Origin of the sequence: Lentzea rhizosphaerae, from assembly GCF_042649515.1 — a bacterium.
Lineage (GTDB): Bacteria > Actinomycetota > Actinomycetes > Mycobacteriales > Pseudonocardiaceae > Lentzea > Lentzea aerocolonigenes.
Window position 1 is genome coordinate 796,647 of the sequence record NZ_JBHRZI010000015.1, and the last position, 17,383, is coordinate 814,029.

16 protein-coding genes are annotated in these 17,383 nt (G+C 70.7%); 9 read left to right on the forward strand and 7 right to left on the reverse strand.

Annotated elements, in window-relative coordinates:
• Positions 1-246: 246 nt before the first annotated feature.
• Positions 247-792 (reverse strand): HSP18 transcriptional regulator, encoded by a 546-nt coding sequence (locus ACFOWZ_RS20910; RefSeq protein ID WP_382374882.1) that lies wholly within the window; start codon positions 790-792, stop codon positions 247-249.
• A 106-nt stretch (positions 793-898) separates the two neighbouring features.
• Here ACFOWZ_RS20910 and ACFOWZ_RS20915 point away from each other — a divergent pair, with 106 nt between their 5' ends.
• Genes ACFOWZ_RS20915 through ACFOWZ_RS20925 form a run of 3 tightly spaced genes read left to right on the forward strand, consistent with a single transcriptional unit; the run spans position 899 to position 2,465 of the window.
• Positions 899-1,330 carry an Hsp20/alpha crystallin family protein gene (locus ACFOWZ_RS20915; protein ID WP_382374884.1) on the forward strand — a complete coding sequence of 144 codons (432 nt, stop codon included), beginning with the start codon at positions 899-901 and terminating at the stop codon, positions 1,328-1,330.
• 54 nt (positions 1,331-1,384) lie between these two features.
• On the forward strand, positions 1,385-2,098 hold the full coding sequence (locus ACFOWZ_RS20920) for a poly-gamma-glutamate hydrolase family protein (RefSeq protein WP_382374886.1): 714 nt from the start codon (positions 1,385-1,387) through the stop codon (positions 2,096-2,098).
• Between the two features lie 10 nt (positions 2,099-2,108).
• Entirely contained in the window at positions 2,109-2,465 is a 357-nt protein-coding gene (locus ACFOWZ_RS20925) for a VOC family protein (protein ID WP_382374888.1), read from the forward strand.
• Positions 2,466-2,518: 53 nt separating this feature from the next.
• Here the strand turns inward: ACFOWZ_RS20925 and ACFOWZ_RS20930 are convergent, their stop codons facing one another.
• Genes ACFOWZ_RS20930 through ACFOWZ_RS20940 form a run of 3 tightly spaced genes read right to left on the reverse strand, consistent with a single transcriptional unit; the run spans position 2,519 to position 5,381 of the window.
• On the reverse strand, positions 2,519-3,721 hold the full coding sequence (locus ACFOWZ_RS20930) for an acyl-CoA dehydrogenase family protein (RefSeq protein ID WP_382374890.1): 1,203 nt from the start codon (positions 3,719-3,721) through the stop codon (positions 2,519-2,521).
• Positions 3,722-3,723: 2 nt separating this feature from the next.
• Positions 3,724-4,728, reverse strand: coding sequence for a phosphotransferase family protein (locus ACFOWZ_RS20935; protein ID WP_382374892.1), 1,005 nt, complete (start codon positions 4,726-4,728; stop codon positions 3,724-3,726).
• On the reverse strand, positions 4,725-5,381 hold the full coding sequence (locus ACFOWZ_RS20940) for an HAD family hydrolase (RefSeq protein WP_382374894.1): 657 nt from the start codon (positions 5,379-5,381) through the stop codon (positions 4,725-4,727). Before ACFOWZ_RS20940 ends, ACFOWZ_RS20935 begins: the two co-directional genes overlap by 4 nt.
• A 145-nt stretch (positions 5,382-5,526) precedes the next feature.
• Between ACFOWZ_RS20940 and ACFOWZ_RS20945 the strand changes: the two genes are divergently transcribed.
• The 4 genes from ACFOWZ_RS20945 to ACFOWZ_RS20960 are packed head-to-tail and all read left to right on the forward strand — an operon-like array spanning position 5,527 to position 11,211.
• On the forward strand, positions 5,527-7,026 hold the full coding sequence (locus tag ACFOWZ_RS20945; protein WP_382374896.1) for a carboxylesterase/lipase family protein: 1,500 nt from the start codon (positions 5,527-5,529) through the stop codon (positions 7,024-7,026).
• Positions 7,023-8,522 (forward strand): carboxylesterase/lipase family protein, encoded by a 1,500-nt coding sequence (locus ACFOWZ_RS20950; RefSeq protein WP_382374898.1) that lies wholly within the window; start codon positions 7,023-7,025, stop codon positions 8,520-8,522. The genes ACFOWZ_RS20945 and ACFOWZ_RS20950 overlap by 4 nt, the downstream gene beginning before the upstream one ends.
• Positions 8,519-10,012: a carboxylesterase/lipase family protein gene (locus tag ACFOWZ_RS20955; protein WP_382374900.1), complete on the forward strand. Its 1,494-nt coding sequence runs from the start codon at positions 8,519-8,521 to the stop codon at positions 10,010-10,012. Before ACFOWZ_RS20950 ends, ACFOWZ_RS20955 begins: the two co-directional genes overlap by 4 nt.
• 2 nt (positions 10,013-10,014) lie before the next feature.
• On the forward strand, positions 10,015-11,211 hold the full coding sequence (locus tag ACFOWZ_RS20960) for an MFS transporter (protein WP_382374902.1): 1,197 nt from the start codon (positions 10,015-10,017) through the stop codon (positions 11,209-11,211).
• Positions 11,212-11,262: 51 nt separating this feature from the next.
• Here ACFOWZ_RS20960 and ACFOWZ_RS20965 read toward each other — a convergent pair whose 3' ends face one another.
• Both ACFOWZ_RS20965 and ACFOWZ_RS20970 read right to left on the reverse strand, forming a co-directional pair.
• Positions 11,263-14,343 carry an AfsR/SARP family transcriptional regulator gene (locus tag ACFOWZ_RS20965; protein WP_382374904.1) on the reverse strand — a complete coding sequence of 1,027 codons (3,081 nt, stop codon included), beginning with the start codon at positions 14,341-14,343 and terminating at the stop codon, positions 11,263-11,265.
• Positions 14,344-14,466: 123 nt separating this feature from the next.
• Positions 14,467-14,616 carry a hypothetical protein gene (locus ACFOWZ_RS20970; protein ID WP_382374906.1) on the reverse strand — a complete coding sequence of 50 codons (150 nt, stop codon included), beginning with the start codon at positions 14,614-14,616 and terminating at the stop codon, positions 14,467-14,469.
• 152 nt (positions 14,617-14,768) lie between these two features.
• On the opposite strand from ACFOWZ_RS20970, the gene ACFOWZ_RS20975 reads away from it, so the two are divergent.
• A complete protein-coding gene (locus tag ACFOWZ_RS20975; protein ID WP_382374908.1) occupies positions 14,769-16,025 on the forward strand; it encodes a GGDEF domain-containing protein in 1,257 nt (418 codons plus the stop codon).
• Here ACFOWZ_RS20975 and ACFOWZ_RS20980 read toward each other — a convergent pair.
• Positions 16,022-16,867, reverse strand: a complete 846-nt coding sequence (locus ACFOWZ_RS20980) for an alpha/beta fold hydrolase (protein ID WP_382374910.1) — start codon at positions 16,865-16,867, stop codon at positions 16,022-16,024. The two genes, ACFOWZ_RS20975 and ACFOWZ_RS20980, sit on opposite strands and share 4 nt — an antisense overlap.
• Positions 16,868-16,877: 10 nt before the next feature.
• Here ACFOWZ_RS20980 and ACFOWZ_RS20985 point away from each other — a divergent pair, with 10 nt between their 5' ends.
• The gene (locus ACFOWZ_RS20985) at positions 16,878-17,342 is read left to right on the forward strand and encodes a PPOX class F420-dependent oxidoreductase (RefSeq protein ID WP_382375113.1); all 465 of its coding nucleotides are present in this window, start codon (positions 16,878-16,880) and stop codon (positions 17,340-17,342) included.
• Positions 17,343-17,383: the final 41 nt, after the last annotated feature.

Genomic DNA, 17,383 nt, shown 5'->3' on the forward strand with positions numbered 1-17,383 from the left:
CCCTCGATCTCGGACCCCTGCATCGCTACGTGCTCAGCGGGTTCCACACCCCCGCCGCCGCGCGCTCTGCCGCCCACAGCGCTGTCGGCCACGGCGTCTGCAAGTATCACCAACCCAACATCAACAAGCCTGTAACCACACCCATCCTGTTCGGTGTCCGTCGAACAGGATGGGTGTAGTTACAGGCGATTCGATCATGAGTTGGTGGTACTTGCAGACGCCTCAAAGCCACGGGGTGGACACTGTTCAGCTTCCTGACCTGCGGTTCTGTGCGTCCAGTCGCAACTGGTCGGTCTGTTCCCCGATAGCCGCGATCTGGCGAGCCAGCCCAGGATGCCCGTCCTGCAACCCAGGCCCGGCCTCGGCGAGCGGCCCGAGCAACCCGGCCGCGTCCTCCTCGCCCAGCGCCTGCTGCACCCCGGCGTCGTGCGGCCCGACCTGCGCCGCGAGCATCCTCAGCACGCCGGCGTTGTTGCGGGCCCAGGTGGCGACGGCCTTGTCGCCCGCGCGGCGGTCTCGTTCGGCCTGCACGCGTTCGTCGCCGGTGCCGGACTCGCCGGTGCGGCGGACGCGCAGGTACCTCTTCTCGGCGGCCTGTCTGCTCGCGACGCCGAGGGCTGGGGCGAGGTCCGCCCAGCTGGTGCCCAGGGCGCGGGCGGCTTCGATGAGTTGGGGTTCCCAGCCCGACAGTTCGTCGCGGAGGGTTCTGAGCAGCATCAACGCGGCCAGGACCTCACGGGCGTCACCCGGTGAGGCGGCGGTGGCGCGGACGGTCTCGTAGTCGTTCGTCATGTGTCGTCCTTCCGATGACGCTCGGCACTTGTCATCGTTTCGACGACATGCTACAACGGTGGTGCAGCGCATTGACAGTCCAACGAGGGATTACAGGAGGTGTCAGATGTTGATGCGCACTGACCCGTTCCGTGAGCTGGACCGGCTGACGCAGCAGGTGTTCGGGACTCCGGGTACGTGGTCTCGGCCCACTGCGATGCCGATGGACGCCTACCGCGACGGCGAGCAGTTCGTGGTGTGCTTCGATCTGCCGGGTGTGACGCCGGATGCGATCGAGCTCGACGTCGAGCGCAACGTGCTGACGGTCAAGGCGGAGCGCAGGCCGATCGGCAAGGACGTCGAGATGCAGGTGTCGGAGCGGCCGCTGGGCGCGTTCTCGCGGCAGCTGTTCCTGGGTGACACGCTCGACACCGACCACATCGACGCCAAGTACGACGCGGGTGTGCTGACGCTGCGGATTCCGATCGCGGAACGCGCGAAGCCCCGCAAGATCGCGATCGGCACGGGCGAGGACGCGCCCAAGCAGATCGACGCGTGATACGCCTGGCGGGCGGCGGCCATCCGGGTGACGCCCGGTAGGCTTCCGCCCGCCATGAGACCCCAGCCTCAGTGGGCGGCGTTAGACGTCTACGCGTCCAACTCCGACCTCTACGCCGATCCCCGACTGGTGGAACGGGTGGACTACCGGCGTCGCTTCAAGCGCCACCGGCCCCGCACGCCGTCCGTCGTCCTCGCCCCGCACGGCGGCGGTATCGAGGTCGGCACGTCGGAACTGTGCCTCGCGATCGCGGGCTACCACCCGTCGACGCGGGTGCCGATCGGGCAGACGCACGACTACTGGATGTTCGAGGGCCTGCGGTCGGTCGCGAACGACGAGCTGCACGTGACGTCGTCGAACTGCGACGACCGCGTGGCCCGCGAGCTGGTCTCGGGTGCCTCCCACGCGCTGGGCCTGCACGGGTGCACGGCCGCCGCGGCGGGCCTGGAGGACCACGACCGGGCGGTGCTGGTCGGCGGGCGGGACGCGTTGCTGCGGCTGGAGCTGCTGACGCGGCTGCGGCGGGCCGGGTTCCACACGATCGACGCGGTGGACCACCCGATACTGGGCGGCTACGACAGAGCGAACATCGCGAACCGCACGCGGTCGCGGCAGGGCGGTCAGCTGGAGCTGACCACTCCCCTGCGCACGGCGATGTTCGCGGAGAACTCGCGGTCGGACCGCCGGCACACGACGACCGAGGTGTTCTGGGACTTCGTGCACGCGTGCCGGGCGGCGCTCACGGCCCGTGAAGCGCTCAACAACTAGCGTTGTGCGGATGCGACTGAACGCGGTCACGGTCGGAACGTCACACCCGAAGATGCTCGCCGAGTTCTACGCCCGGCTGCTCGGCACCGTCCCGGCGGAGGTGGACGAGGACTGGGCGCTGGTGCGGACGCCGGGTGGCATGGCGGTGAACTTCGAGCTCGAACGGCAGTTCCGGCCTCCGGTGTGGCCGAGCGAGCCGGGAAGCCAGGTCGCCACGCAGCACCTCGACATCGAGGTCGACGACCTCGGCGCGGCGACCGCGCACGCCGTGGCGTGCGGGGCGGTGCTGGCGGAGGTGCAGCCCCAGCAGGACGTGCGGGTGCTGTTCGATCCGGACGGCCACCCGTTCTGCCTGTTCCTCGGCTAGACACGACAGAGCGGTGAAGACGCGGGCGTGCGCCTTCACCACCCTCGTGCGTTCTACAGGTACTTCTTGAGTTCCCGCTTGGCCAGCGACATGCGGTGGACCTCGTCCGGCCCGTCCGCGATGCGCAGGGTGCGGGTCGCGGCCCACAGCTCGGCGAGCGGGAAGTCCTGGCTGACGCCGGCGCCGCCGTGGGCCTGGATGGCCTTGTCGATGACCCATTCGGTCATCAGCGGGGTGCCGATCTTGATGGCCTGGATCTCGGTGTGGGCGCCCTTGTTGCCGACGGTGTCCATCAGCCACGCGGTCTTGAGCACGAGCAGGCGGGCCTGTTCGATGCGGACGCGGGACTCGGCGATCCACTCGTGCAGCACGCCCTGGGTGGCGATGGGCCTGCCGAACGCGACTCGGGAGACGGCGCGGCGGCACATCAGTTCGAGGGCGCGTTCTGCCATGCCGATCAGGCGCATGCAGTGGTGGATGCGGCCGGGGCCGAGGCGGGCCTGCGCGATGGCGAAGCCCTCGCCCTCGCCTGCGATGAGGTTCGAGGCCGGGACGCGGACGTTGTCGAAGATGATCTCGGCGTGGCCGCCGTGCGCGTAGTCGGAGTAACCGAAGACGTGCATGGCGCGCTTGACGGTGATGCCGGGGGTGTCGCGCGGGACGAGGATCTGCGACTGCTGGCGGTGCCGGTCGGCGTCGGGGTCGGTCTTGCCCATCACGATGAAGATGGCGCAGTTGGGGTTCATTGCGCCCGACGACCACCACTTGCGGCCGTTGATGACGTAGTCGTCGCCGTCGCGTTCGATGCGGGTGGCGATGTTGGTGGCGTCGGAGGAGGCGACCTCGGGTTCGGTCATGCAGAACGCGGAGCGGATCTCGCCGTCGAGCAACGGCTGCAGCCACTGCTTCTTCTGCTCGTCGGTGCCGAACATGGTCAGCACTTCCATGTTGCCGGTGTCGGGCGCGGCGCAGTTGAGCGCTTCGGGGGCCAGGTGCGGGCTGCGGCCGGTGATCTCCGCGAGCGGCGCGTACTGCAGGTTGGTCAGGCCGCCGTGTTCGGGGTGGAAGAGGTTCCACAGGCCCTGTTCGCGGGCCTTGGTCTTGAGCTCTTCGAGGATCGGCTGGCGTTCCCACGGGTCGGCGGCGTCGTGCAGCTGCTGCTCCAGGACGGCTTCGGCCGGGTAGACGTGCTCGTCCATGAACGCGAGCAACTTCGCGCGCAGTTCCTCGGTCTTGGTGTCGTAGGCGAAGTCCATGGTCAGAGCTCCTTGTGGGCGGCGGCGAGACCCTGCCGCACGAGGGGAACGGTGAAGGCGCCGAGCTTTTCGAACCCGGCGCCGACGGTCTTGCCGAGGGTGTTGCGGTAGTGGATGCCTTCGACGATGACGGCGAGCTTGAAGTAGCCGAAGGCGATGTACCAGCCCAGACCGGAGGTGTCGGCGCCGGTGCGGGCGGTGTACCGGGCGACGAGCTGGTCGGCGGAGAGGAACCCCGGCATCGACGGGACGCTGCCGGTGATGGGGTCGTTGTCGACGCCGAGGCCCTGCCAGTAGACGTAGAGCAGGCCGAGGTCGGCGAGCGGGTCGCCGAGGGTGGCCATCTCCCAGTCCAGCACGGCGCTGATCTGCAACGGCGAGGAGGTGACCAGCGCGTTGTCGAGCCGGTAGTCGCCGTGGATGATCGCCACGCGCGGTGAGTCGGGGACGGTGGCGGCGAGTTTGTCGCGCAGTTCGTCGATGCCGGGCAGGTCGCGGCTGCGGGAGGCGTCGAGCTGTTTGCCCCACCGCTTCACCTGCCGCGCGAGGAACCCTTCCGGGCGCCCGAAGTCGCCGAGGCCCACCGACTCGGGGTCGACGGAGTGCAGGTCGGCGAGCACGTCGACGAGCTTGCGCGAGAGCACGGTGGCCTTCTCGGAGTTGAGCCACGGGCACTGCTTGCGTTCGCGCAGCGCCACACCGGGCATCTCCGACATGAGGTAGAAGGGCGCGCCGATGACGGAGGTGTCCTCGACGAGCTGGTGCGCGTGCGGGACCGGCACCGACGTGTGCTCCAGGGCGGAGATGACGCGGAACTCGCGGGCCATGTCGTGGGCGGTGGCGAGGACGTGGCCGAGCGGCGGGCGGCGCAGGACCCACCGCTGGGTGCCGTCGGTGACGCGGTAGGTGAGGTTGGAGCGGCCGCCAGGGAACAGCTCGCCGGTCAGCGGGCCTGTGCCCAGGTGCGTGGCCAGCGCCTGCAGGTCGAGGCCGGGAAGGTCGGTCACAGGGTCACTCCGAGGGTGGCGAGGTGGGCGCGGGTGGACTCGGCGCCGGTGTGGCGGAACGCGTGCATGCCGACGGCCTGGGCGGCGTCGACGTTGACCGGCGCGTCGTCGAAGAACACCGCGCGGGCGGCGGACACACCGATCTGCTCGAGGGTGTGGCGGTAGATGCGCTCGTCGGGCTTGCGCAGGCCGACGCGACCGCTGATCACCACGGTGTCGAACAGCTCGATGAGCAGGTCCTTCGGGTAGCCCTCGCCCCAGCTGTTGGACAGCAACGCGGTGTGCAGGCCGCACGCGCGGGCCTTGCGGACGAGCTCGACCATCGCCGGGTCGGGCGACGCGCCACCGAACATGCGCTTGAGCAGCCCGTTCTCGTCGATCCTCGCGCCGCTGGTGGTGATCAGCTCGGCGGCGAGGAGCCGTTCGAACTCCGCCACGGTCAGCTCTCCGGTCTCGAGCTGGTGCACGGGGTTGTCCGGACGGGCCTCGCGGCTCATCCACTCGCGCATGATGCGGTGGTAGACCTCGCGGTCGATGGCCTCGGCGTGCAGCCACGCGCCGACGAACTCGGGCACGGAGACCGTCAGGACCCCGCCCCAGTCGAAGACGAGCGCGTCGACGACCGGCTGCTCCGGAAACGTTGTGTCACCCACGACTCGGAGGGTACCGACCGGTCGGTATGTCGGCAACAGGGTGAACCGGATCATCAACTTTCGGTGGACGGGACAACTGCCTTTATTCGGTTTCCGGCCCTTCCGGACGTGGATACGTTCGAGTCCGAAGGGGGTCCGACAACTCATGGCAAGGATGCTGACGGCGGCGCTGGCCGCCGCGATGGCGCTCGCCATCACCCAGGTCCCACCCGCCCGCGCGGCGGGTGACGGACGGATCGTCACGACCGACAAGGGCGCTGTCGCCGGAACGGTGACAGCCACGTATCGCACGTTCGGCAACATTCCGTTCGCGGCGCCGCCGGTGGGTGAGAACCGGTGGCGCGATCCGCAGCCGGTGACGCCGTGGCAGGGGGTGCGGGACGCGACGACACCGGCTCCGGTGTGCGCGCAGGTGGCGCAGCTGGGCGAGCCTGGATCGGATGTCGAGGACTGTCTGTACCTGAACGTCACCACTCCGGCCGGGGCGTCGTCGAAGCCGCGGCCGGTGATGGTGTGGATCCACGGCGGCGGGTTCGTCAACGGCGCGGCGTCGGGCTACGACGCCCGGAGGCTGGTCACGGCCAACGACGTCGTGGTCGTGACGGTGAACTACCGGCTCGGGGTGTTCGGGTTCTTCGGCTATCCGGGACTGCCGGGGTCGGGGGCGTTCGGGATCGCCGATCAGCAGGCGGCGCTCAAGTGGGTGCAGCGCAACATCCGTGCGTTCGGCGGCAACCCGCGCGATGTCACCGTGTTCGGTGAGTCCGCCGGTGGGCTGAGTGTGTGCGCTCAGCTCGCGTCACCGGCTGCGGCAGGACTGTTCGCCAAGGCGGTCATCCAGTCCGGACCGTGCGGGCTGGGCGTGCCGAACGGCGAACCGGGCGGGCTGCAGACGTTCTGGAAGCCGCGCGAGGACGTCGAGAACCAGGGCGCCGGACTGGACCTCGGGTGCGCGGACCTCGCGTGTCTGCGGGATTTGCAGGTGCCGAAGCTGCTGACGGTGCACGGCCAGTTCGCGCAGCCGGCGTTCCGCACGCGGGTGCTGCCGATCAACCCGCACGTCGCGCAGAACACGGGCCGCACGCGGCGGGTGCCGACGCTCGTGGGGTCGACGCACGACGAAGGAACGCTGTACACGGCGCTGATCGCGCCGGCGCCGATCCCGGACTCGGCGTTCGCGGCGAAGGCGGCGGCGGTGTTCGGCACGGACCTCGGTGCTCGGGTCGTGGCCCGGTATCCGCTCAACGGCAACGGTGACGCCCGCGACGAGCTGGCGGCGGCGCTGACGGACCGCTCGTGGGCGTGCCCGACCCAGGAGACGCGCCGTGAACTGGGCCGCCGGATGCCGGTGTCGGGCTACGAGTTCGCTGATCGCGACGTTCCGATGATCTTCCCGGACATGCCGCCGTTCCCCGGCGGCTACCGCGCCTATCACGGGTCCGAGCTGCCGTTCCTCTTCGACTTCGGTGTGCCGTTGACGTCGGCGCAGCGGGAGTTGTCGGACTACCTGATCGCGGCGTGGGGACGGTTCGCGCGCATCGGTGATCCGGGGTGGCGTGCGCCGGTGCAGTCGCTGGCGGCCGGCGCGGTCGGGCCGACGGATTTCGTGAAGGACCACCACTGTGATTTTTGGGGGCAGCAATGAGTTCACGAGTGTTGACGGCGGTGATCGTGGCCGCGCTGGCGTTCACCGTCACGCAGGCCCCGGCCAGCGCCGAGGGTGATGGTGCGGTGGTGCGCACCGACAAGGGCGCGGTGAAGGGCGCGGTCACCGACGCGTATCGGACGTTCGGCGCTATTCCGTTCGCGGCGCCGCCGGTGGGTGAGAACCGGTGGCGTGATCCGCAGCCGGTCACTCCCTGGCGCGGCGTGCGGGACGCGACGAAACCCGCGCCGGTGTGCGCTCAGGTGGCACAGCTCGGCATGCCTGGATCGGATTCCGAGGACTGCCTCTACCTCAACGTCACCACCCCGGCGGCACGATCGGCCAAACCGCGGCCGGTGATGGTGTGGATCCACGGCGGCGGGTTCTCCAACGGCGCTGCGAGCCAGTACGACGCGAGGGCGTTCGCGGCGAAGACCGACGCGGTCGTGGTGACGATCAACTACCGGCTCGGGGCGTTCGGGTTCTTCGGCTATCCGGGTCTGCCGGGGTCGGGCGCGTTCGGGATCGCGGACCAGCAGGCGGCGTTGCGGTGGGTGCAGCGCAACGCCCGCGCGTTCGGCGGCAACCCGCGCAACGTCACGATCTTCGGCGAGTCCGCCGGCGGCGACAGCGTGTGTGCGCAGCTGGCGTCGCCGCGGGCGGCGGGGTTGTTCGGCAAGGCGATCATCCAGTCCGGGCCGTGCGCGGCCGCCTTCCCCGCCGGGCAGCCGGGACAGTTCGTGTCGGTGTGGCAGCCGCGTGCCGAGGTGGAGCAGCGGGGCGCGGCGCAGCCGTTGGGGTGTGCGGACATCGCGTGCCTGCGGGCGTTGCCGGTGTCGAAGCTGCTGCCGGTGCACGGGATGTTCGTCTCGCCCGCCTACGACACGGCGGTGCTGCCGATCAGTCCGCAGGTCGCGCAGCAGACCGGGCGGATGCACCGGGTGCCGACGCTGGTCGGGTCGACGCACGACGAGGCGACGCTGTTCCAGGCGTTGATCCAGCCCGCTGTGGTGCCCGAGTCGCAGTACCGCGCTCAGCTCGCGGCCGTGTACGGGGAGGACGGCGCCGGCCGGGTCGCGCAGCGGTATCCGGTGAACGGCAACGGTGACGCCCGCGACGAGCTCGCGGCAGTGCTGACGGACGACTCGTGGGCGTGCCCGTCGCACGACACGCGGCGGCAGCTGGGCTCCCGCGCGAGGGTCTCGGGCTACGAGTTCGCCGACCCGGACGTTCCGATGATCTTCCCGGACATGCCGCCGTTCCCCGGCGGCTACCGGGCTTATCACGCGTCCGAGCTGCCGCTGTTGTTCGACTTCGGCGTGAAGCTCACGCCGGAGCAGCGCGAACTGTCGGGCTACATGATCTCGGCGTGGGGACGGTTCGCGCGCACCGGTGATCCGGGGTGGCGTGCGCCGGTGCAGTCGCTGGCGGCCGGCGCGGTCGGGCCGACGGATTTCGTGAAGGACCACAAGTGCGATTTCTGGGGAGCGATGTGACGAGGACGCTGACGGCGGTGCTCGCCGCCGTGATGGCCTGTGCCGTGGTGGTGGCTCCGGCTGCCGCCGAGGGTGATGGTGCGGTGGTGCGCACCGACAAGGGCGCGGTGAAGGGCACCGTCACCGACGCGTATCGGACGTTCGGTGCCATTCCGTTCGCGGCGCCGCCGGTGGGTGAGAACCGGTGGCGTGATCCGCAGCCGGTGACGCCGTGGCGGGAGGTGCGGGACGCGACGAAGCCCGCGCCGGTGTGCGTGCAGAACTCGCAGCTGGGCTTGCCCGCATCGGATGTCGAGGACTGTCTGTACCTCAACGTCACGACTCCGGCGGCACGATCGGCCAAGCCGCGGCCGGTGATGGTGTGGATCCACGGTGGTGGGTTCACCGCGGGAGCGGCGTCGCAGTACGACGCGCGGTGGCTCGCGACGAAGAACGACGCGGTGATCGTGACGGTCAACTACCGGCTCGGGGTGTTCGGGTTCTTCGGTCATCCCGGTCTGGCGGGGTCGGGCACGTTCGGCCTGGCCGACCAGCAGGCGGCGCTGAAGTGGGTGCAGCGCAACGCCCGCGCGTTCGGTGGCAACCCGCGCAACGTGACGATCTTCGGCGAGTCCGCGGGTGGGTTGAGCGTGTGTGCGCAGCTGGCGTCACCGCGGGCGGCGGGGTTGTTCGCCAAGGCGATCATCCAGTCCGGACCGTGCGGACTCACCTTCCCCAGCAGCGCACCGGAGCAGTTCACCGGCGTGTGGCGGCCACGCGCGGACGTGGAGAAGCAGGGTGTGGGCACCCTGGGGTGCGCCGATCTCGCGTGCCTGCGGGCGCAGCCGGTGACCAGGCTGCTGACGGTGCACGACCAGTTCGCCTCGCCCGCCTACGACACCGCGGTGCTGCCGGTCGACCCGGTGGTGGCGCAGCGCACGGGCCGCATGCATCCGGTACCGACGCTGGTGGGGACAACCCACGACGAGATGACGTTGTTCGCGCCGTTGCTGTGGCCGCAGCCGGTACCCGAGGCCGGCTACCGGGACCTGCTGGCGGCGATCTTCGGTCCGCGGCACGTGGACAGCATCGCCGCGCGCTACCCGGTCAACGGCAACGACGACGCGCGCGACGAGATCGCGCGGGTGCTGACGGACAAGTCGTGGTCGTGCCCGTCGCAGGTCGCGCGCCGGGAGCTGGGACGGCACGCTCGGGTGTCGGGGTACGAGTTCGCCGACCAGGACGTGCCGCTGATCTTCCCGCTGCCGCCGTTCCCGGACTACCAGGCCTACCACGGGTCTGAGCTGGTGATGCTGTTCGAGTTCCCCGGTGTCACGCTCTCGCCGGCGCAGCGTGCGGTGTCGGACTACATGATCGCCGCGTGGGGCAGGTTCGCGCGGACGGGTGATCCGGGGTGGCGGGCGGAGGTGCAGTCGCTGGCGCCGGGCGCGATCGGGGGAACTGATTTCGCCCGAGATCACCGGTGCGGGTTCTGGTCGTCCATTCTGTAGGCATGCCCGGCTACCGCGAGCTCGCCCGCGATCGCGAGTTCCGCGCCCTGTTCGTGGCGCACGTGGTGTCGGTGGCCGGGGACCAGTTCGCGAGGGTCGCGCTGACGGTGCACGTCTACGACCGCACCGCCAGCGCCGGCCTGACCGCGCTGACGTACGCGTTGACGTTCCTGCCGGACCTGGTCGGCGGGCCGCTGCTCTCGGGCCTGGCCGACCGGTTCGCGCGCAAAGAGGTGATGGTGGCCGCCGATCTCGTGCGGGCGGTCCTGTTGTTGTTCATGGCGGTGCCGGGGATGCCGTTGTGGGCGCTCGCGGCACTGCTGGTGCTGGTGCAGTTCGCCGGTGCCCCGCACGGGGCGGCGCGGGCGGCGTTGCTGCCGCAGGTCCTGCCCGACGAGCGGTATCCGATGGGGCAGGCGGTGCTGAGCACGGTCACGCAGGCCGCCCAGGTCGCCGGGTTCCTCACCGGTGGCGCGATGGTGGCGTGGCTCGGGCCGGGCCCGGTGCTGGTGGCGGACGCGGTGACGTTCGGGGTCTCGGCGTTGCTGGTGCTGGTGTTCCTGCTGGACCGCCCCGCCCCGCGTGGTCCGCGGGTGCGGGCGTGGCCGGGAGATCTCGTCGGCGGCGCGCGGCTGGTGTGGGGTGACCGCCAGCTGCGGGCGCTGGTCGCGCTGGCGTGCGTGTCGGGTTTCTACATCGCCGCGGAGGCGCTCGCGGCACCGCTGGCGGCCCGGCTGGGTGCGGGTCCGGCGGCGGTGGGGGCGATCTTCGGCGTGGTGTCGGCGGGCACGGCGGTGGGCATGCTGGTCCTGGCGCGGGTGCCGCGCGCGCAGGGGCTGCGGTGGATGCCGTGGCTGGCGGTCGTGTCGTGCGCGGTGTTGCTGCCGATGGCACTGTCGCCGGGATTGGCGTGGTCGCTGGTGCTGCTCGGGCTGTCGGGGGCGGCGAGCGGGTACCAGCTGCTCGCGAACGCGTTGTTCGTGCGTTCGGTGCCCGACGCGACGCGGGGGCAGGCGTTCGGGCTGGCGGTCACGGCGCTGCGGGTGTCACAGGGTCTGGGCATCGCGGCGGCAGGGGCGATGGCGCACTGGTGGCCGGTGCACCACGTCATCGCCGCGATCGCCGGACTGGGGACGGTGGCCGCGGCGGGGGCGGCGTGGGAGTGGAGGAAGGTCCGGCGGTCGGTGCCGCAGTTCTAGGGACTGGGGCGGTTCTGACAACACTGCCCGTTCTGACAGCGGCCCGAGCGGTCACTCCCCCAGTTCCGACAGCACGGCGCGCGCCCGCCGCTCCGCCAGCGCCCTGCCGTGGCGGGCGGCGACTTCCACGGCGTCGGTCGCCGTCACCGTCGCGGCCGCGGTGTCGCCGAGCGCGATCTGGTCGCGGGCCAGTTCGGTGAGCACGTCGGCTTCGAGCAGGAGCTGGTGGTTGGCGCGCAACAACTTCAGCGACTCCTCCGCGCACGCCTTGGCCGTGCGGGCGTCGCCGAGCTCGCGGTGCGCGGCGGCCAGGCCCAGCAGGGAGGCGCATTCGCCGTAGCCGAAGCCGATCTCACGGGCCCGGTGCAGGGTGTCCTGGAACGCGCGGAGGGCTTCGACGTGCTCGCCCAGGCCGTGGTGGACGCCGGCGAGGACCATGATCACGTTGACCTGGGTGCGGCGTTCGGCGACCTCCGTGCTCAGGGTCAGGGCCTCCTGGGCGACGCGGCCTGCCAGTTCGAGGCGTCTGGCGTCGAGGTGGACCTCGGCGAGGCAGGCCAGTGACGCGACCTCGCCGATGCGCTGCCCGGCCTGGCGGCAGTAGGCGAGCACACGTTCGTGGTCGGCGGCCGACTCGTCGAGACGGCCGAGGGCCCACCTGGCGATGCCGCGGCCGTTGAGGCAGCGGTGGGTGTGTTCGCGGTGCCCGAGACCGCGGGCCAGCTCCAGGGCCTGGTCGTGCGCGGACAGCGACTCGTCCGGGCGGCCGGCGTAGGTGGTCGCGTTGCCGATCGAATTCCACGTCCGCAGCTCGAGCTCGACGTTGCCGGTCGTCCGGGCCAGTTCCAGCGCCGATCCGAGGTACTTCAGCGCTTCCTCGGGGCGGCCGAGCTGGATGATCTGCCTGCCGATGTTGAGCAGCGCTTCCGCTTCGGCGCCGGGATCGCCCAGCTCACGGGCCAGCGCGAGCATCTGTTCGTGGTGCTCGGCGGCCCGTTCCCACTCGCTGATGTTGTAGAGGATCTGCCCGAGCAGGTCCAGCAGCGACAACCGGGCGGGGTTGTTGCCCGCGGTGATCGCCACGCGCAACGCCGCCACGAACGTCGCGATGGCCTCCCTGGTGTGACCGCAGGCCCGCAGGTAGCCGTGCAGCACGTCGACCATGCGCCACGCCAGGCGCTGCGCCGACGGCCGGGTCGCCGCCCACGTGACGGCGGCCAGCAGGTTGTGGCGTTCCTGCTCCAGCCACCTGACCGCGTCCGGTTCGCTCAGGCCGGGATCGACGGGTTCGTCGCGCAACGCCGCCACCGGGAACGCCACCCGTGCCGCCGCGGTGGCCCGCCGCAGGTAGTGCTCGACCAGCCGGCACAAGGCGTCGTCGGTGTCGTCGTCACGAGCCAGGCCCGCGGCGTAGGAGCGGATCAGGTCGTGGAACCCGCACCGGCCGGGTGCCGTGCGTTGCAGCAGACCGGCGGCGGCGAGCCGGTCGAACGCCCGCCGGATCTCGGCGGTGCCGGTGCCGGCGAGCGCGGCCGCCGCGTCCACCCCGACGTCGGGGCCCGGCACGACGCCGAGCAGCCGGAACAACGTCTGGTCGTCGCGGTGCAGCCGCAGGTAGGACTGGTCGAACGCGGCACGCACCGCGGACCGTTCGTCGCCGTCGATCGCGAGGGCGGAGACCCGGTCGCGGGTCGTGAGCTCGGTGACGTACTCGGTGACGCTGCAGCCGGGGTCCGCCGCGAGGTTCGCCCCGGCGATCCGCAGCGCCAGCGGCAGGTGCGCACAGGTGTCCGCGAGCCGGCCCAGCGCCTCCGGTTCGGCCTCGGCCCTGCCGGTGCCGACCAGGTCGGCCAGCACCGCACGGGACTCGGCGCCGCTGAGCACGTCCAACGCCAGCCCCGTCGCACCGGGATCGACGACCATCCCGCGCAGGTCGTGGCGGCTGGTGATCAGCACGACGCACCCTGGCTGGCCGGGCAGCAACGGCCGCACCTGGCCCGCGTCGGCAACGTTGTCGAGCACCAGCAGCATCCGGCTACCGCTGAGCGCACTGCGCAGCAACGCCGCCTGCTCCTCGACCTCCGCGGGCATCTGGTCGCGGCCGAAGCCCAGCGCACCCAGCAACCTCGTCAGCGCCGCCGACACCGGCAACGGCGGGTCCGCCGCGAAACCCTGCAGGTTCACGTACAGCTGACCGTCGGGGAACCGGTCACGCCACCGGTGCGCCACGTGCACGGCCAAGCTGGTCTTGCCCACCCCGGGCGGACCGGAGATCACGATCGTGCGGTCCCCGGCACCAGGCCCGAACGCCAGCTCGTCCAGCCGCGCGATCGCGTCCTCACGGCCGACGAACCGGCTCACCCCGCCCGGCACCTGCGCGATGACGTGCGCCGGCACCGGGTCACCGCCGTCACCCGCCGTCAACGCCGTCTGATGCGCCCGCTGCAACCTGGCACCGGGCTCGACCCCGAGCTCCTCGGTGAACCTGCGCCGCACCCTCCGATACGTCCGCAACGCGTCCGCACGCCGACCACCCAGGTGCAGCGCCTCCACCAGCTGCGCCCAGAACGTCTCGTGCCACGGGTGCTCCTCGGTCACCCGCACCAGCTCACCGATCACCTCACTGTGCCGGCCCAGCTCCAGGCTCACGTCGAAGAACCGCTCCCGCGCCCGCATCAGCTCCTCGGCCAGCGGCGGCACGTCCTCGCGATGCAACGACTCCGACGCCACGTCCGGCAACACCGGCCCGCGCCAGCACCGCAACGCCTCCCCCAGCAACGCCCGCTCATCTTCGAGCCCGGCGCCCGCGGCCGCCCGCACGGCGTCGCGGAACCTGGTCAGGTCCAGCGCGTCGTGCGGCACCCGCAGCAGGTAGCCGTCCGGGTGGGTCTCGATGACGGCCCCGTCACCGAGCATCCTGCGCAGCCGCAGCACGTACATCTGCACCGAAGTGCGACCCGCCGGCGGTGCGTCCGCACCCCACAGCCGGTCCACGATCACGGACTTGAGCACGACGGTGTTCACCCGCAACAACAACGTCGCGAGCAGGGCCCGCTGCTTCGGGCCGTTCACGTGCACGGCACACCCGTCCCGGCTGACCTGCAGCGGGCCGAGCACACCGAACGTGAGCACCACACACCCCCTGACCACGCGAGGGTGCCGATTCAACCAGTGGAAGCGGACGAGGACATGTCGTGGCCGCGGTGGAGGGTGCCGGCGCAGCACCCTCCACCCGGCCGACAGCACTCACAAGTGTCAGACGGTCCAGTCCGTCGACGCGAACGTCCAGTCCGTTGAGGACGCGAAGGTCCAGTCGGTGGAGGCGAACGTCCAGTCGGTCGACTTCGCGAAGGTCCAGTCCGTCGAGGTGAAGGTCCAGTCGGTGGACAGCGCGCGGTTCATCATGACCGTCTCCTTGTGGGATGTGTTGCGGTTGTGCGAGGGGTGAAAAAAGGTGAGGACTACTCAGAGTGAGGTCCCCCACATGGAGCCACGACTTCGCGTGACCCGGTAGCTACAGTGGTTTGTTCCTAGTGGATTTCGGTGGGGGTGGCAGCGTGCCTTGGCTCGACCCGCGCCGGTGGAAGTTATGGTCCCTTCCTCCTGTCGTGCTGACCTACGTCGTGACGACTGCCGTGACGGCGGCACTCGTCACGCTCGCAACCGCACGGCTTACCCCTGTCGAGGCGCGCCACTGGATCTGGTTCGCGGCACTCTCCGTCGCCGCACTGACACACCTCGAAGCGGCGCGCGGCATCGAACGCATCCGCGAAATCTCCTCTGAGGGTGTCCCTCACGCGCAGATGCAGTCGGTCTGGCAGTTCGCGGGCGTGCTCGTTCTCCCGATGCCACTGGTCGTCCTGCTGGTCGTGACCATTTATCTGCACGCGTGGCTGCGGGTGTACAAACGCCGGGCGGTTCTCTACCGGAAACTGTTCTCCGCCGCCACTGTCGTACTTGGATGCGCCGCAGCGCAATGGGTGCTGGCCATGTTCTCCGCGACAAACCCGTCCGACCTGGACGGTCCACGCGGGCTGGTCGCACTCGTCGTGGCCGGATTCCTCTACTGGTTCGTCAACTACGCCCTGGTCGTCGGCGCCATCATCATGACCAACCCCGCGAACCCCATGCGGACCGCGCTCGGCCACGCCTCCGACGTCCTCATCGTCACCGCGTCCGTCGGCCTCGGCTCCGGCATCGCGATCATCGCCACCGCCCGGCCGTGGCTCTCACCGATCCTGCTGCTCACCGTCCTGGCCCTGCACATGGGCCTGCTGCTGCCGCAGTTCCGCATCGCCGCCCGCACCGACTCCAAGACCGGCCTGGTCGACGCCACCTTCTGGCACGACGTCGCCGAACGCGAGATCGCCCGCGCCCGCCGCCTCGTCTCCACCGTCGGCGTCCTGATCCTCGACCTCGACCACTTCAAACAGATCAACGACACCTACGGCCACCTCGCCGGCGACCGCGTCCTGCGCGCCGTCGCCGACGCCCTCAAACACGCCGTGCGCTCCTACGACCTCGTCGGCCGCTTCGGCGGCGAGGAGTTCGCCGTCCTGCTGCCCGGCGTCGGCACCAACGAGGTCCGCGCCACCGCCGAACGCATCCGCTTCGACATCGCCCGCCTCGAGGTCGAGGTCGTCGACCGCGTCGGCGAGACCCGCGTCATCACCGGCCTCACCGGATCCGTCGGCGCCGCCGTGTTCCCCGACTCCGCGACCGAGCTCAGCCCCCTGCTGCTCGCCGCCGACGACGCCCTCTACCAGGCCAAGAGCAACGGCCGCGACCGCGTCGCCACCGCCCAGGTCCACTAAGGCGCGTCGAGGAACTCCGCGATCCGCGTCGCCACCGCGTCCGGGTCCTCCACCCACGGGAAGTGCCCCACACCCTCGTGCACGTGCAGCGTCGAACCGGGAAACAGATCAGCCAGCTCCGCACACCGCCGCACCGGCGAGATCGGGTCCTCCGAACACGCGTACACCAGCACCGGATGATCGAAGTCCGTCAACGCCCGCCGCAACACACCCGGCACGAACGCACCCTCGGCGTTGTACCCCAGCGCGACCTCGTACTTCCACTGCCCCAGCTCGGCCCGCGCATGCGCCTGCGCCCGCTCGTCCCACCGCGCGTACAACAACGGCGACGCCGCCACCCGGTTCTCCACCGACGTGTCCCCCGCCGCCGTCCGCCGCAACGCCGTCGTCGCCGCCTCGAACCACGGCTCACCAGCGCGCGCTGCCAGGAACGCGTCCCAATCGCTCTGCTCCGGCGACAACCCCACCGACCGCAACGCCGGCGTCAGCAGCACCAGCCTGCCCACCCGGTCCGGGAAGTCCGCCGCGTACCCCATCGCGATCCCCGCACCCGCCGAGTGCCCCAGCACGTCCACCACGTCCAGCCCCAGGTGACGGCGCAGCATCTCCACGTCCCGCACCAGCATGTCCCGCCGGTACGTGAACGGATCCACCGGCGCCCCGGACCGCCCCGTACCCCGGTTGTCCAAGATCACCAACCGCCGCGACGCGTCCAGCCCGCCCAGCGTCTCCAGGTACTCCGACGCCCGGCCAGGACCACCCGCCAGCACCACCAGCGGAACACCGTCGCCCGCGTCCCGATAGGCGAGCTCCGTACCGTCGAACGAGGTGAAACGTGCCATGCTGCACATCATGCCGAAGATCGCCACGGCCGACGTCGTCGACCGGCCGCAGCTGCTCGAGTTCCTCCGCACCCGCCACCACGGCGTCCTCATCACCCACCGCAGCAGCACCGACGGACTCCAGGTCTCCCCGGTCTCCTGCGGCGTCGACGCACACGGCCGCATCGTCATCGCGACCTACCCCCAGCGCGCCAAGGTCCGCAACGTCCGCCGCAACCCCGCCGTCACGATGTGCGTGCTCTCCGACGACTGGGACGGCCCCTACGTCCAGATCAACGGCACCGCCGAAGTCCTCGACCTGCCCGAGGCACTCGAGGACTTCGTCGACTACTACCGCTGCATCGCAGGCGAACACCCCGACTGGGACGAGTACCGCGCCGCCATGCTCCGCCAGGGCAAGTCCCTCGTCCGCATCACCATCGACACCTGGGGTCCGATCGCGACCGGCGGCTTCCCACCCGAACTCGACGCCTGAACTAGTGCCTGTATCGAAGTCCGCACCAAGCCCCTGCTGTT

Coding starts and splice junctions, on each gene's coding strand:
- ACFOWZ_RS20910 (WP_382374882.1), bottom strand. CDS start 792: ATGACGAACGACTACGAGACCGTCCGCGCCACCGCCGCCTCACCGGGT.
- ACFOWZ_RS20915 (WP_382374884.1), top strand. CDS start 899: ATGTTGATGCGCACTGACCCGTTCCGTGAGCTGGACCGGCTGACGCAG.
- ACFOWZ_RS20920 (WP_382374886.1), top strand. CDS start 1,385: ATGAGACCCCAGCCTCAGTGGGCGGCGTTAGACGTCTACGCGTCCAAC.
- ACFOWZ_RS20925 (WP_382374888.1), top strand. CDS start 2,109: ATGCGACTGAACGCGGTCACGGTCGGAACGTCACACCCGAAGATGCTC.
- ACFOWZ_RS20930 (WP_382374890.1), bottom strand. CDS start 3,721: ATGGACTTCGCCTACGACACCAAGACCGAGGAACTGCGCGCGAAGTTG.
- ACFOWZ_RS20945 (WP_382374896.1), top strand. CDS start 5,527: ATGGCAAGGATGCTGACGGCGGCGCTGGCCGCCGCGATGGCGCTCGCC.
- ACFOWZ_RS20950 (WP_382374898.1), top strand. CDS start 7,023: ATGAGTTCACGAGTGTTGACGGCGGTGATCGTGGCCGCGCTGGCGTTC.
- ACFOWZ_RS20960 (WP_382374902.1), top strand. CDS start 10,015: ATGCCCGGCTACCGCGAGCTCGCCCGCGATCGCGAGTTCCGCGCCCTG.
- ACFOWZ_RS20970 (WP_382374906.1), bottom strand. CDS start 14,616: ATGATGAACCGCGCGCTGTCCACCGACTGGACCTTCACCTCGACGGAC.
- ACFOWZ_RS20980 (WP_382374910.1), bottom strand. CDS start 16,867: ATGGCACGTTTCACCTCGTTCGACGGTACGGAGCTCGCCTATCGGGAC.
- ACFOWZ_RS20985 (WP_382375113.1), top strand. CDS start 16,878: ATGCCGAAGATCGCCACGGCCGACGTCGTCGACCGGCCGCAGCTGCTC.